This window comes from Actinomadura luteofluorescens (genome assembly GCF_013409365.1).
Lineage (GTDB): Bacteria > Actinomycetota > Actinomycetes > Streptosporangiales > Streptosporangiaceae > Spirillospora > Spirillospora luteofluorescens.
In genome coordinates this window covers 7,365,989-7,379,282 of record NZ_JACCBA010000001.1, presented here as the reverse complement: position 1 = coordinate 7,379,282, position 13,294 = coordinate 7,365,989, and the positions used below count along the sequence as shown (strand labels likewise).

The following is a 13,294-nucleotide window of genomic DNA, read 5'->3' as shown; positions in this document are numbered from 1 at the left end:
TGCGAGTCGTCCCGCGGGCAAGGAGCTCAGACATGGCCTACGAACCGACCGCCGCCGAGCGCGTCTTCCTCGACCGCTGCGTGGAGCTTGCGCGGGAGGCGCTGGAGTCGGCCGACGAGCCGTTCGGGTCCGTGCTGGTGTCGGCGTCCGGCGAGGTCCTGTTCGAAGACCGCAACCGCACGGCGGACGGCGACCAGACCCGCCACCCCGAGTTCGAGATCGCGCGGTGGGCGGCGAACCACATGACGCCGGACGAGCGCGCGGCGGCCACCGTCTACACCTCGGGCGAGCACTGCCCGATGTGCTCGGCCGCGCACGCCTGGGTCGGTCTCGGCCGGATCGTCTACATCATGTCGTCCCGGCAGCTCGTGGCCCTGCGCACCGAGCTGGGCGCCGAGGCCGGGCCGGTCAACGCCATCCCGGTGCGGGAGGTGGCGCCGGGCGTCCCGGTGGACGGCCCGGTCGCCGCCCTCGAAGCGGCGATGCGCGAGCTGCACACGCGCGCCTCCGCCTGAGGGCGGCGCCCCCGGGGCTCACGGCCCGGTCAGTGCCTCCAGCCGCTCGACGGCGTCGCGCCAGTCGGACGGCAGCCAGCACCGGGTCGCCCGGTGCCCGCGGTAGGTGAGCGTGTAGGTGAAGTGGTCGGCCACCTGGCAGCCCGCGGACGAGGACCCGGTGGTGACGACGCGGCTCAGCGCGTCCTCCAGGCCGCGCATCTCCTCCGCGCCGACCGCGACCTTCTCGTCATTGACGAGCGCCGTTCCCGACCTGTCCACGGTAACTTTCTGGTGAATTCCGGCAAAACCCCCGGAACGCTCGTAGGTGACCAGCACGTCCGGCCCGATGTGGGCGAGCATGGCTCTCTCTCCTTTTGCGCGGGCCGCCGGACGGCACCCCGCTCCCCATTCCGGCGGCCCGCAGATCGTGGGTTACTCGCCGAAAAGGATTCCACCGGTGGCGCGCACGGCGAGGCACCGGTTCGCATACGTCCGCGTGAAATGCCGGGCGGTTCCGTGCCAGACGCCGTTCGCGATCAGCGTGACGGGCGCGTGCTCCAGCGTGCACGGGTCCGGCCGCGCGGGAACGAGCCCGATCTCGCCGCCGGCGGCTTCGAGCTGGTCGCAGGCCTGGGAAGCGGCGCCGTGCGTCCCTCCGTCCGGGTCGCACCACAGGGTCCGCGTGGTGGCGGGACCGCTCCGCGGCGCCACCGTGAGCAGGTAGGCGCCGGCCGGGCCGTCCGCCCGGGCCGGCACGGCCGGGGCGATCATCGCCATTCCGGCCAGAACGGCCGCCCACCGGAAACGGGCACGCGACATGTGCATGTCTTCCTCCCTGGATTGCCCACCGCGATCTGCGGCAATGGCCGGCGGGGCATCGAATGGTGGTGGATGTCCCGCCGCATCCAGACATTAGGTGCCACAAACTCCCTCAAACAAGGCCATTCCACGTCCCACACCGGCCACCCGTTCATTCTTAAATCACGTCTGCCGGAATGTGCAATGCCAATATGTGGTGAATTGCCCGCCGGGTGTGCTATCCGCGCCGTCCCGTCCACCGGGACCCGGCCCGCCGAGCCGCCCCGCCCGTGCACCAGGATCAGGCCCATGCCCGCCGACCAGCCGAGCCACCAGGCCATCGCCAACCTCGTCCACCGCTACGCCGCGTGCGTGGACGGCGCCGACTTCGCGGGCATCCGCGACCTGTTCGCCGACGCCTCGTTCACCGGCAGCGGCGGCACCCTGCGCGGCGGCGAGGCGATCGCGGCGATGTTCGAGCGGACCGTGATCGTCCACCCCGACGGCACCCTCCGCACCAAGCACGTCACCACGAACCTCGCCGTCGAGGTGGACGAGGAGGCGGGCACGGCGACGTCCAATGCGTACTACACCGTCCTCCAGGCCGTCCCGGGCCTCCCCCTCCAGCCCATCGCCTGCGGCACCTACGACGACGCCTTCACCCGCACCGGCGGCCGCTGGCACTTCACCTCCCGCCGCATCACCCTCGACCTGGCGGGCGACCTGACCCACCACCTCCGCCGCCCCGAGAACCTCCCGCCCCGCGCCTCGTCACCTCACCAGGGGTAGGTGCCACCACCGACGCCCTCCAGGCGCTGAGGGGCGCGAACCTGTGAGGTCGCGCCCCTCGCGCCAGGAGAGGGTCAGCGGGTCATGGAGAAAGTGCTCAGGCGGGTCTCGCCCTTGAGGACCAGGTAGACGTCGCGGTTTCCGCGGGTTCCGGTCAGTGGCGCGCTGATCTCCTTGTAGCTGTAGGCGCCGTCCGTGGACGGGACGGTGAGGGTCCCGGCGAGGGGGCCGTTCGGGCGGTCCAGGCGGACCTCGATGATGGTCGCGGACGTGCCCGCCACGCGAGCGGTGATCCTGCCGGTGGACGAACCGAGGGCCGCGTCCGCGAACTTCAGCCAGGAACCGGGCGCACCGGTCACCGCGTCACCGGACGTCTTCGTCTCGTCGACCAGCCGGACGCCGCTCTGGTCGTCGAAGTCGGCGGCGCGGGTCGGCCCGGCGAGGTCGCGGGCGGGGATCGTCTCGCCGCGCACGTCGAGGACCGCGCGCCGCCGGACGTCGGTGGACGAGGAGCCGATGAGCAGGTCGTGCTTCGACTTCTCGACCGCCCACCTGCCGCGCGTGACGTCCCAGACGGCGAGGTCCGACGCGTTCAGCCGGAGCTCCGCCGTCACCGTCTGACCGGGGGCGGCGTGGACCCTGGCGAAGGCGCGCAGCCTCTTCACCGGCTGCTTCACCCGCGACTCCCGCTGGTGCGTGTAGAGCTGGACGACCTCGTCCCCGGCCTTCCCGCCGGTGTTGGTCACCGGGACCGTGACGGTCACCGTCCCGTCGCGGTCGACGGAGCGGGCGCTGAGGCGCGGCCGACCGTACCGGAACGTGGTGTAGGACAGGCCGTGGCCGAACGGGTAGAGCGGCTTGCCCTTGTAGTACTGGTACGTCCGGTCCGACTTGATGATGTCGTAGTCGAGGATGTCGGGCAGGGCGGCGCCGGAGCGGTACCAGGTCTGCGGCAGCTTGCCCGAGGGGCTCTCGTCGCCGAACAGCAGGGACGCCAGGGCGTTGCCCGTCTCGGCTCCGGCGTGGCTCGTCCACAGGATCGCGGGGACGTTCTCCTGCTCCCAGTCGAGCGTCGTGGGGTAGCTGTTCTCCACCACCACGACCGTGTTCGGGTTCGCCTTGCGGACGGCCTTGACGAGTTCCGACTGCCCTTCGGCGAGCGCCATCGAGGTGCGGTCGTGGTCCTCGCGGCCGTTGATGAACGGCATGCTGCCGACCACGACGACGGCGGCTCCGGCGCCCGTCACGGCCTTGACCGCGGAGTCCACGCCGCTGCTGACGACGTCCTTGGAGAAGCGGGACGCCTCGGCCTTCGTGGTGAGGGCGAGCGTTCCGTCGTCCTGCGCCTTCACGTAGGTCTTCGCCGGGTCGGCCCAGTCGTAGGCCTTCTCGTACCCGGCGTAGCGGAGCAGGTAGTCGCCGCCTTCCTGCTTCTCCAACTCGAACATCTGCTGGACGAACCATCCGTTCGGCTGGTCCTGGTCGTTGGCGAAGGTGTCGCCCCAGTTTTGACATCCTCTCCGTCCTATAGGGCGGAGATCCCCTCCACGCTGCGCGTGGACCGCGCGGCGTCCGGGTGGGTTACCGCTTCACTGCGCGGTGCCGGGACAAGTCCTGGTCTTGCCTGCGCTCGACGGTCGTTTAGCCTGTCCGCCTGTCCGGCGGCCAGGATGTTGTTGGCGGCGTTGACGTCCCGGTCGTGGACCGCGCCGCACGCGCAGCCCCACTTGCGGATGTTCAGCGGCATCGACTCGGCGACCTTCCCGCACGTCCCGCATAGCTTGGAGGAGGGGAACCAGCGGTCGATCTTGGCGAAGGTGCGCCCGTGCCGGGCGGCCTTGTACTCCAGCATCGCCAGGAACTGGGACCAGCCCGCGTCGTGCACGGATTTGGCGAGCCCCGTGCGGGCCAGACCGTTCACGCACAGGTTCTCCACGTAGACCGCTTGGTTGTCGCGGATCAGTTGGGTGGAGAGCTTGTGGTGGTGGTCGCGCCGCGCGTCGGTGACCCGCGCGTGCAGCCGGGCGGCCCTTGCGGCGGCTTTGCGCCGGTTGGCCGACCCGCTGGTCTTGCGGGACAGGGCCTGCTGGGCCTTGCGGAGCTTGCGCTCGGCGCGGCGCAGGAATCTAGGGCTGCTGATCTTGCGGCCGTCCGACAGCACCGCGAAATGCGTCAGTCCTAGATCGACGCCAATCTCGGCTTCCGTCTGCGGCAGTGGCTCGTTGCCGGTTTCGACGACGAAGGAGGCGAAGTACCGGCCCGCCGCGTCCCGGATCACCGTCACTGACGACGGCACGGACGGCAGTGTGCGGGACCACCGCACGGGCACGTCCCCGATCTTGGGCAGGCGCAGCCTCCCGCCCGCAGTGATCTTCCAGCGGGCATTGCGGGTGAACCTGATCGCCTGCCGCCGGTCCTTGCGGGACCGGTACCGGGGCGCCGCGATCACGCGGCCCTTCCGCCTCCCGGACACCGACGCGAAGAAGTTGCGGTAGGCGGCGTTCAGATCCGCCAGAGCCTGCTGCAGGACCACGGCCGAGACCTCGCCCAGCCACACCCGCTCGGGAGACTTCTTCGCCTCGGTGATGACCCGCTTGGACAGCTCCCCATCCGGCAGATACGCCAGGCCCGCCGCATACGCCTGTTCACGTGCCCGCAGGGCGTCGTTGAACACCACCCGCGCACACCCGAAAGCCCTGGCCAGCGCCTGCTCCTGGCAGGGAGCCGGATAGAGCCTGAACTGGTACCTCAGGTGCACACCCCGGATCCTAGGTACGGTCTACGACACGCCGCAGCAAAACGGGGAGTCGAAGCGCTTCGTCAACGGGCCCTTTCCTCCGTCGGTCGACCACGCGACGCCGTGCAGGGCCTCGGTGCCCGTCTTGAACCGGCCGATGCCGAGCCGCGGGATGGCGGGCTGGTACTGGTGCAGCAGTGAGATCTTCTCGTCGAGCGTGAGCCTTCCGACCAGGTCGTCCACCCGGGCCTGGACGGGCAGCCGCGGGTCGCGGAACGGGTAGGCCTCGCGGGCCGCGGCGGGCGCCGTCCACGCGAGGGGGGCCGCCAGCGCGGCGGCGAGGACGAGGGTCAGCGACCGGCTGCGCCGGCCGGGGGAACGGGGGTCGCGACGGGTTCGATGCAACGGATCTCCTTCTGGAACGTCCCCCGAGCGATGGCGTGTCGAAGCGCTTCGATAGCGGGGCGGAAAGGGCCCCATCCCTCCTTTGGCAGCGTGTCGGGGACCGCCCCTCAGCGGGGCGCGGGCGCGCTGCTGGCGCGCGCGGTCAGGGTGGGCGGGAGCAGGGTCGCGGCGGGCACGGGCACGCCGTCGAGCTTGGACATCAGCAGTTCCACGGCGCGCCCGCCGACCTCCTCGGCGGGGATCGCCACCGACGTCAGCGGCGGCTCGGCGTGCTCGGCCATCTCGTCCGGGCACAGCGCGACGACGGACACGTCCTCGGGGACGCGCCGGCCCGCCGCGCGCAGCGCCCGCACCACGGGGCCGACGACCGGCTCGTTGTGGACGAGGACGCCGGTGAGGCCGGGACGCTCGGCGAGGAGGCGGGCGACGAGCGCGCGGGCCGCGTCCGCGGTCGCCTCGCACGGGTGGACGTCGCCGGTCAGCCCGTGCTCGCCGACCGCGGCGGCGAACCCGTCGGCGACCCGCTGGGCGTAGCCGGTCTGCCGCGCGTACACCTCGGGCGGCGAGCCGATCAGCACGATCTCCCGGTGGCCGAGCCCGGCGAGGTGCTGGACGCAGATCGCGCCGGCGGCGTGGAAGTCGAGGTCGATGCAGGTGAGGTCGCCCGCGTCGGCGGGGAAGCCGATGAGCACGCTCGGCCGGTCCAGGGAGCGCAGCAGCGGCAGCCGCGGGTCCCGCATCTGGACGTCCATGACGATCAGCGCGTCGACCAGGGCGCTGTCGGCGACGCGCCGCAGCCCGTCCTCGCCCTCCTCCTGGGTGAGCAGCAGGACGTCGTGGTCATGGCGGCGCGCGGCGGTGACGACGGAGACGGCGAACTGCATGACGACGGGCACGGCGATGCCGGAGCGCAGCGGGATCATCAGCGCCAGCACGTTGGAGCGGCTGCTGGCGAGCGCGCGGGCGCCCGCGTGCGGCCGGTAGCCGAGCTCGCGGATGCTCTCGCGGACCCGCCGCCGGGTCTCCTCGGAGATCGAGCGCTTCCCGCTCAGCACGTAGGAGACCGTGCTCGGCGACACTCCCGCGTGCCGCGCCACATCAGTGATCTTGACCACGGACCGTCCCGTCGTCCTCGAAGCCGTTCAGAGTGCGAATGATCGTAACCCCGCGCGCGGGCGTCACGAGGGGCCGCGGGCGATGGCGTCGCGGTACCAGCGGGCGCTGTCCTTCCAGGTGCGCTCGCCGGTGGCGTAGTCGACGTGGACGAGGCCGAAGCGCTTGGAGTACCCGTAGGCCCACTCGAAGTTGTCCAGCAGCGACCAGGCGAAGTAGCCGCGGACGTCGGCTCCCGCCTGGCACGCCCTCTCGACCGCGGCGATGTGGTCGCGCAGGTAGGCGATGCGCCGGTCGTCCCGGACGCGGCCGTCGCCGTCCACCGCGTCGGCGAACGCGGCGCCGTTCTCGGTGACCATCAGCGGGGTGTCCGGGTACTCGCGGCGCAGCCGCAGGAGGAGCTCCTCCATGCCGTTCGCGTCGATCGGCCAGCCCATCTCGGTGCGGGGGCCGGGCTGCTCGGCGAACTCGACGGCGTCGCAGCCGACGAACGGACTGGCCGCGCCCCTGCGGTGGCCGTCCGCGTGCGCGCGGGGGCCGGCGCCGTCCCAGTCCCGCACGAGCGTGGGCGAGTAGTAGTTGACGCCCAGGACGTCGAGCGGCGCGGCGATGATGTCCTCGTCCCCGTCGCGCAGGAAGCCCCAGTCGGTGAGGGACGCCGTGTCCTCCAGCAGGTCGGCGGGGTACCCGTTGCCCAGCATCGGGTCGAGGAACACGCGGTTGGCGACGGCGTCCACCCGCCGGACCGCCTCCGCGTCGCCGCGCAGGTGGTGCAGGTTGAGCGTGACCGAGTGCCGCGCGGACGGCGACGCCACGCCGCGCAGCGCGCGGACCGCCAGCCCGTGCGCGAGGTTCAGGTGGTGCGCGGCGGTGAGCGCGGCGACCGGGTCGGTGCGGCCTGGGGCGTGCACGCCGGAGGCGTAGCCGAGGAACGCCGAGCACCACGGCTCGTTCAGCGTCGTCCAGGTGTAGACGCGGTCGCCGAGGACGCGCCCGACGCGCTCGGCGTAGTCGGCGAACCGGCGGGGCGTGTCGCGGTCCGGCCAGCCGCCCGCGTCCTCCAGCGCCTGGGGCAGGTCCCAGTGGTAGAGCGTGGCGACCGGGGCGATGCCGTGGTCGAGCAGCCCGTCGACCAGGCGGGAGTAGAAGTCCATGCCCTTGGGGCTGGGCTTCCCGTCCGGCAGGACCCGCGACCAGGAGATGGAGAACCGGTAGGCGCCGATGCCGAGCTCGGCCATCGTCGCGAGGTCCTCCTCCCACCGGTGGTAGTGGTCCGTGGCGACGTCGCCGGTGTCGCCGTTCAGTACCTTGCCCGGGGTGTGGCTGAACGTGTCCCAGATGGACGGCGTGCGACCGTCCTCCTGGGCCGCGCCCTCGATCTGGTAGGCGGCGGTGGCCGCTCCCCACAGGAACCCTTCCGGGAACCCCATCAGCTCTCCTCTTCGATGGTGATGACCAGTTCGCCACCGGTCGCCTTGACGAGGACACCGTGCGGATGGTCTGACGGCTCTCCGCCCTCGACCGCGGCCGCACGCGCGTTGACGAGAAGGACGTTCCAGGTTCCGTCACCTGTCACGCGCAGGGTTTCACCGTTTCTCACCGTCGAGAACGTGGTGTCACCGACCTGGGTGACGACGGTGGTCCCGTCGGCGGGCTCGTACACGCGCAACGTGACGCCGTCGGCATGGTCGTAGTCGGGACGGTCGTCCACCGCGCCCTCCGGAACGACCGCACCCGGACGGACCAGAAGCGGGACGCCGTCGAACCCGTGCCGTTCACGAACCCAGCGGCCGCCCTCGACCCGCTCGCCGGTGAGGTAGTGCGTCCACACACCCTCCGGCACGTAGTAGGCGACCTCACCATCGGAGGAGAACACCGGCGCGACGAGCAGGTCGTCGCCCAGCATGTACTGGCGTTCCAGGTGCGTGCAGGCGGGGTCGTCCGGGAAGTCGACGACCATCGCGCGCATCATCGGCAGTCCCTCCCCGTACGCCTGGCGGGCCGCGCCGGCCAGGTAGGGCATCAGCCGCATCTTCAGGCGGGTGAAGTGCCGCAGGACGTCCACCGACTCCTCGTCGAACAGCCACGGCACCCGGTAGGAATGGCTGCCGTGCAGGCGGCTGTGCGAGGACAGCAGCCCGAACGCGATCCACCGCTTGAACAGCGCCGGATCGGGCGTCCCTTCAAAGCCGCCGATGTCGTGGCTCCAGTAGCCGAACCCGGACATGCCCAAGGAAAGGCCGCCGCGCAGGCTCTCCCCCATCGCCTCGAAGGTCGATTCGGCGTCTCCGCCCCAGTGCACGGGAAAGCGCTGGCCGCCGGTCGTGGCGGACCGGGCGAAGACCACCGCCTCGCCCTCACCGCGCTTCTTGCGGAGCAGATCGAAAACGGTCTGGTTGTAGAGGTAGGTGTAGTAGTTGTGCGCCCGTTCCGGGTCGGACCCGTCGTGGTAGACGACGTCGGTGGGGATGCGTTCGCCGAAGTCGGTCTTGAAGCAGTCCACGCCCATGTCGAGCAGCGCCTCCAGCTTCCCCGCGTACCATTCCCGCGCTTCGGGGTTGGTGAAGTCGACGACGGCCAGGCCGGGCTGCCACTTGTCCCACTGCCACACGTCCCCGTCCGGCCGGTTCAGCAGGTAGCCGCGCGAGCGCCCCTCCTCGAACAGCGGCGAGCGCTGCCCGATGTAGGGGTTGATCCAGACGCAGACCCGCAGGCCGCGGTCCCGCAGCCGGCGCAGCATCCCAGCCGGGTCGGGGAACACCCGCGGGTCCCATTCGAAATCGCACCACTGGAACTCGCGCATCCAGAAGCAGTCGAAATGGAAGACGCTGAGCGGCAGGTCGCGCGACGCCATCCCCTCGATGAACGAGGTGACGGTCTCCTCGTCATAGGAGGTCGTGAACGAGGTGGACAGCCACAGCCCGAACGACCAGTCGGGCAGCCGCGCGGGCCGTCCCGTGAGCGCCGTGTACTTGCGGAGGATCTCCTTCGGCGACGGCCCGTAGATGACGAAGTACCGCATCGACTGGCCCTCGACGCTGAACTGCGTCCGGGCGACGGCCTCCGACGCCACCTCGAACGAGACCCGCCCGGGATGGTCGACGAAAACGCCGTAACCCGCGTTGGTCAGGAAGAACGGCACGTTCTTGTACGCCTGCTCGCTCGCCGTTCCGCCGTCGGCGTTCCACACGTCCACGGCCTGGCCGTTCTTCACCAGCGGACCGAACCGTTCGCCCAGCCCGTAGACGAAGTGGTCGACGCCGAGGTCGAGCTGCTCCCGCACGTAATGGCGGCCGTCGTCGGTGTCGATCACAGCCTGCGCCTTGGGCGCGCTCCCCGTCAGGCGGCGCCCTTCCGCGAGGAAGTCGACGCCCCACTCCCCCGTGCGCCCGACCCTGACCGAGAGGGCGCCGGACGTCAGCGTCGCCGCCTCCTCGTCCACGCGCACCTCCCCCGCCGGGTCGGCGGCCAGCTCGAAGTCGGGGCCGCGGCGCCTCTCCCCCGCGAAGTGGGTGAGGGTGACGCCGATGACGTCCGGCATCGGCGACTCGCAGGTCACCGTCACCACCGGCCCCTTGAGCAGGTCGCCCCGGTGCCGGATCCGCTGCACCGGCGCGTGCACCGTGAACGCGCCGGGTCCGGCGTCCACGTCGAGGACCTCCACCGGATGCGACGCCCGCACACCCTCGCGCAGCATCCAGTAGCCGTCACTGAACTTCATTATTTGATGGCCCCCGCCGTCAGTCCGCGCGAAAGAGTGCGCTGGAAGATGAGGAAGAACGCGACGGTCGGGAGCAGGCCGAGGAGCGACGCCGCGCTGGACATGGTGGCGTCCATGAGGCGCTGGCCCTGCAGGACGCCGAGGGCGACCGAGACCGTCTGGTTCTCGTTGGAGATGAGGAAGACCATGGGGATCAGGAACTCGTTCCAGGTCCACACGAAGAAGAACACGAGCAGGACCGACAGGGTCGGCCGGACGACCGGGACGACGACCCGCCACAGCACCTGCCACCGTCCGGCGCCGTCGATCCGCGCCGCCTCCAGCAGCGGGCGCGGGAACGCCGCCATCACCGACGACAGCAGGTAGGTGCCGAACGCGCTCTGGATGACCGTGAACACGATGATCACGCTGAGCCTGGTGTCGTACAGGCCGATCTGCTTCGACATGTAGTACAGCGGGTAGACGAGCGCCTCCTGCGGCAGCGTGTTCGCCAGCAGGAGCAGGGCGAGCACCCACATCCGCCCCTTGATCCGGCCGATGCCGAGCGCGTAGGCGTTGAACACCGACAGCAGCACGGCGAGGACGGCGACGGAGCCGCTGATGAGCGCGCTGTTCAGCAGGACGTGCCCGAAGTCGACGCGCTCCCAGAACTGGCGGACGCCGTCCAGGTGGAACCCGTCCGGCGGCGACAGCGGGCCGCTCGAGGAGTACTCCTGCGGCGTCTTCAGCGCGTTGAAGACCACCACGACGAACGGGATCAGCATCACGCCGGCGAGCGCGACCAGCGCCACCAGCACCGCGTAGGCCGACGGGCCGCGGCGGCGGGCCCGGCGGGAAGCGCCCCGCCGGTCGCGCGGCGGCGCCCCCGCCTTCCTCGTGAGCGTCGCGGTCATCGGCCCTCTCCCAGGTCACGTCCCTGCAGGCGCAGGAAGACGACGGTCAGCGCGACGATGACCAGCGTCAGCACGGTCGCGATCGCCGAGCCGTAGCCGACGTCGGACTTCTCGAAGAAGCTGACCCAGGAGTAGTAGGACGGCACGTTCGTCGCCCCGCCCGGGCCGCCCTTGGTCAGCACGAAGATCTGCGGGAAGGCCTTCAGCGCCGCGATCGTGGTCCACAGCAGCACGACGAAGATCTCCGGCCGGATCTGCGGGATCGTGATGTGCCGGAACCGGCGCCACCATGAGGCGCCGTCGATCTCCGCCGCCTCGTACAGCGACGGGTCGACCCGCTGCAGGCCCGACATGAAGATCACCAGCGGGAAGCCGATCTGCATCCAGACCATGACGCCGACGACGCTCCACAGGGCGGTGGCCGGGTCGCCGAGCCAGTCGTGCGCGAGGGAGCCGAGGCCCACGGCGTCCAGGAGCGCGTTGACCGCGCCGTTCTCCGGGGCCAGCAGCCAGCTCCACACCACGCCCGCGATGACGACCGGCAGCACCTGCGGCAGGTAGACGCAGGCGCGCAGGACGCTCGCGGTGCGCGGCCCGAAATGCCGGTCGACCAGGTCGGTCAGCGCCGCGGCCAGCACCAGGCCGATCAGCGTCGGGACGATCGCCATCCCGACGATGATCAGGACGTTGTGCCGGAACGAGGCCCAGAACTCCCCGTCCTTCACGAGCTCGCGGTAGTTGCCGAGCCCGATCCACTCCGGGGTGCCGACGCCGGTCCACTCGGTGAAGCTCGTGCCGATGTTCATCAGGAACGGGACCCCGATGACGGCGGTGAACAGGAGCAGGCCGGGGAGCAGATAGGGCAGGTAGCCCCACTGCTCCCGCGACCGGCCGCGGCCTGGCGTCGTCACTTCGGCAGGCCGCCGTCGTAGGTCTTCTGGATGCCGCCGAGGACCTCGGCCGGCGCCGTGCCGTTCATGAGCTTCTGCGTCTGCGCCACCCAGGCGTCGTAGAAGCCTGCGACGGGCCAGTCCGGGTAGTAGGCGAGCCCGTCGGAGCGGGACAGCCCGTCGAAGTCGGCGATGAGCTTCTTGGCCTTGGCGTCGGTGATGGCGGACGGGTCCGCCGCGACCGGCACGCCGCCCGCGTTGCCGAGGGTGGTCTGCGCCTTCTTCTTCATCGTGATGTCGATGAAGTCGTAGGCGAGCTGCTTGTTCTTCGACCCCTTGGGGACGACCCAGAGGTTCCCGCCCGAGCCGAGCGTCATCTTGGCGCCGGGCCAGACGGCCGTCTCCCAGTCGAACTTCGCCTCCGCGGCGACCCGTCCGAACCACCAGCTCCCGGAGAACATCATGGGGAACTTGCCGCTCATGAAGGCGACGCCCGCGTCCTCCGCCTTGAGGCTGACGGAGCTCTTGGCGATGTAGCCCTTCTTCACCCAGTCGGCGAAGGTGGTCGCGCCGTAGGTCCAGGCGGCGTCGTTGAAGTTCGTCTTGGCGGTGTAGCGCTGGTAGGCGTCCACCCAGGAGCGGTCGGCCTTGTCGAGGGCGAGCTGGTAGACGAACTGGTGCGCCATGTACTCGGCGCCCGCGTTGGTCAGCGGCGTGACGCCCTTGGCGACGAACGCGTCCATCGCGGCGGTCAGCTCGGCGAACGTCGTCGGGATCTCGACGCCGTTCTTCTTGAACAGGTCCTTGTTGTAGTAGACCTGCAGGTACTCCGCATAGTCAGGGACGCCGTACCATGTGTCGCCGCCCATCGTGCCCTTGGCGTCGTACTTGGCGGTGACCTGGACGTTCGGGCTGATCAGCTTGTCCCAGCCCCGCTTGGTGACCTCGGGGGTGAGATCGGTGAGCAGGCCCTGCCTCGAGAGCAGGCCGGCGGTCGCGTTGCCCTTGTTGTACTCCATGACGTCGGGCGCGTCCTTGGAGTTCAGGACCATGGGCGCCGTCTTCTGGATCTGCTCGAAGCCCTTCTCCTCGAACTTCACCTTGACGCCGGGGTGGGTGGCCTCGAACTCCTTGATCGCCTCGTCCCACGCCTTGCCCATGGCGCTGTCGGGGGCCTCGTAGTGCCAGAGCTTGAGCTCCTTGCCACCGGAGCCGCCGCCGTCGTCGCCGCCGCACGCCGTGAGCGACAGCGCCGCCGCGGCAAGGGCGGCGAGCACCGCCGCGCTCCTGCCTGCCTTGATCATGGGTCTTCCTCCGGGGTGGGACCGAGCGCCTGTCGAAGCGCTTCGATTGCCGGGATGCTAAGCCCTCGATCAGCCGCGACACAATAGGACAACCTGCATCAATTCAGCTACAAGCCCACTGACCTGCGGCGACATACTGGGAGCGCT

The 13,294-nt window shown here is 70.5% G+C and carries 12 protein-coding genes and 1 pseudogene; 2 read left to right on the top strand and 11 right to left on the bottom strand.

Annotated elements, in window-relative coordinates; genetic code table 11:
* The first annotated feature begins 32 nt into the window (after positions 1 to 32).
* Positions 33 to 515 (top strand): nucleoside deaminase, encoded by a 483-nt coding sequence (locus BJY14_RS34275; protein WP_179847394.1) that lies wholly within the window; start codon positions 33 to 35, stop codon positions 513 to 515.
* Between the two features lie 18 nt (positions 516 to 533).
* Here the strand turns inward: BJY14_RS34275 and BJY14_RS34270 are convergent, their stop codons facing one another.
* Positions 534 to 857 carry a hypothetical protein gene (locus BJY14_RS34270; RefSeq protein ID WP_179847393.1) on the bottom strand — a complete coding sequence of 108 codons (324 nt, stop codon included), beginning with the start codon at positions 855 to 857 and terminating at the stop codon, positions 534 to 536.
* 72 nt (positions 858 to 929) lie between these two features.
* Positions 930 to 1,322, bottom strand: coding sequence for an SSI family serine proteinase inhibitor (locus BJY14_RS34265; RefSeq protein ID WP_179847392.1), 393 nt, complete (start codon positions 1,320 to 1,322; stop codon positions 930 to 932).
* Between the two features lie 282 nt (positions 1,323 to 1,604).
* Here BJY14_RS34265 and BJY14_RS34260 point away from each other — a divergent pair, with 282 nt between their 5' ends.
* Positions 1,605 to 2,084: a nuclear transport factor 2 family protein gene (locus tag BJY14_RS34260; protein WP_179847391.1), complete on the top strand. Its 480-nt coding sequence runs from the start codon at positions 1,605 to 1,607 to the stop codon at positions 2,082 to 2,084.
* 74 nt (positions 2,085 to 2,158) lie between these two features.
* Here BJY14_RS34260 and BJY14_RS34255 read toward each other — a convergent pair whose 3' ends face one another.
* The 9 genes and pseudogenes from BJY14_RS34255 to BJY14_RS34215 form a co-directional block, all read right to left on the bottom strand.
* Positions 2,159 to 3,532 (bottom strand): glycoside hydrolase family 3 protein, encoded by a 1,374-nt coding sequence (locus BJY14_RS34255; protein ID WP_179847390.1) that lies wholly within the window; start codon positions 3,530 to 3,532, stop codon positions 2,159 to 2,161.
* Positions 3,533 to 3,609: 77 nt separating this feature from the next.
* The gene (locus BJY14_RS34250) at positions 3,610 to 4,842 is read right to left on the bottom strand and encodes an RNA-guided endonuclease InsQ/TnpB family protein (protein ID WP_179847389.1); all 1,233 of its coding nucleotides are present in this window, start codon (positions 4,840 to 4,842) and stop codon (positions 3,610 to 3,612) included.
* 90 nt (positions 4,843 to 4,932) lie between these two features.
* Positions 4,933 to 5,151 (bottom strand): annotated as a pseudogene (locus BJY14_RS34245) (hypothetical protein); the annotation flags it as partial.
* A gap of 182 nt (positions 5,152 to 5,333) precedes the next feature.
* On the bottom strand, positions 5,334 to 6,341 hold the full coding sequence (locus BJY14_RS34240) for a LacI family DNA-binding transcriptional regulator (protein ID WP_179847388.1): 1,008 nt from the start codon (positions 6,339 to 6,341) through the stop codon (positions 5,334 to 5,336).
* Between the two features lie 63 nt (positions 6,342 to 6,404).
* Positions 6,405 to 7,769 carry a GH1 family beta-glucosidase gene (locus tag BJY14_RS34235; RefSeq protein WP_179847387.1) on the bottom strand — a complete coding sequence of 455 codons (1,365 nt, stop codon included), beginning with the start codon at positions 7,767 to 7,769 and terminating at the stop codon, positions 6,405 to 6,407.
* On the bottom strand, positions 7,769 to 10,060 hold the full coding sequence (gene yicI / locus BJY14_RS34230; protein WP_179847386.1) for an alpha-xylosidase: 2,292 nt from the start codon (positions 10,058 to 10,060) through the stop codon (positions 7,769 to 7,771). The genes BJY14_RS34235 and yicI overlap by 1 nt, the downstream gene beginning before the upstream one ends.
* Positions 10,060 to 10,953, bottom strand: a complete 894-nt coding sequence (locus tag BJY14_RS34225) for a carbohydrate ABC transporter permease (protein ID WP_179847385.1) — start codon at positions 10,951 to 10,953, stop codon at positions 10,060 to 10,062. Before BJY14_RS34225 ends, yicI begins: the two co-directional genes overlap by 1 nt.
* The gene (locus tag BJY14_RS34220; RefSeq protein ID WP_179847384.1) at positions 10,950 to 11,864 is read right to left on the bottom strand and encodes a carbohydrate ABC transporter permease; all 915 of its coding nucleotides are present in this window, start codon (positions 11,862 to 11,864) and stop codon (positions 10,950 to 10,952) included. Before BJY14_RS34220 ends, BJY14_RS34225 begins: the two co-directional genes overlap by 4 nt.
* On the bottom strand, positions 11,861 to 13,147 hold the full coding sequence (locus tag BJY14_RS34215) for an ABC transporter substrate-binding protein (RefSeq protein WP_179847383.1): 1,287 nt from the start codon (positions 13,145 to 13,147) through the stop codon (positions 11,861 to 11,863). The genes BJY14_RS34220 and BJY14_RS34215 overlap by 4 nt, the downstream gene beginning before the upstream one ends.
* Between the last annotated feature and the right edge of the window lie 147 nt (positions 13,148 to 13,294).

Excerpts from the sequence above, each read along its gene's own strand:
- BJY14_RS34270 (WP_179847393.1), bottom strand. The coding sequence starts at position 857 with ATGCTCGCCCACATCGGGCCGGACGTGCTGGTCACCTACGAGCGTTCC.
- yicI (WP_179847386.1), bottom strand. The coding sequence starts at position 10,060 with ATGAAGTTCAGTGACGGCTACTGGATGCTGCGCGAGGGTGTGCGGGCG.
- BJY14_RS34265 (WP_179847392.1), bottom strand. The coding sequence starts at position 1,322 with ATGCACATGTCGCGTGCCCGTTTCCGGTGGGCGGCCGTTCTGGCCGGA.
- BJY14_RS34225 (WP_179847385.1), bottom strand. The coding sequence starts at position 10,953 with ATGACCGCGACGCTCACGAGGAAGGCGGGGGCGCCGCCGCGCGACCGG.
- BJY14_RS34215 (WP_179847383.1), bottom strand. The coding sequence starts at position 13,147 with ATGATCAAGGCAGGCAGGAGCGCGGCGGTGCTCGCCGCCCTTGCCGCG.
- BJY14_RS34255 (WP_179847390.1), bottom strand. The coding sequence starts at position 3,532 with ATGTTCGAGTTGGAGAAGCAGGAAGGCGGCGACTACCTGCTCCGCTAC.
- BJY14_RS34235 (WP_179847387.1), bottom strand. The coding sequence starts at position 7,769 with ATGGGGTTCCCGGAAGGGTTCCTGTGGGGAGCGGCCACCGCCGCCTAC.
- BJY14_RS34275 (WP_179847394.1), top strand. The coding sequence starts at position 33 with ATGGCCTACGAACCGACCGCCGCCGAGCGCGTCTTCCTCGACCGCTGC.
- BJY14_RS34260 (WP_179847391.1), top strand. The coding sequence starts at position 1,605 with ATGCCCGCCGACCAGCCGAGCCACCAGGCCATCGCCAACCTCGTCCAC.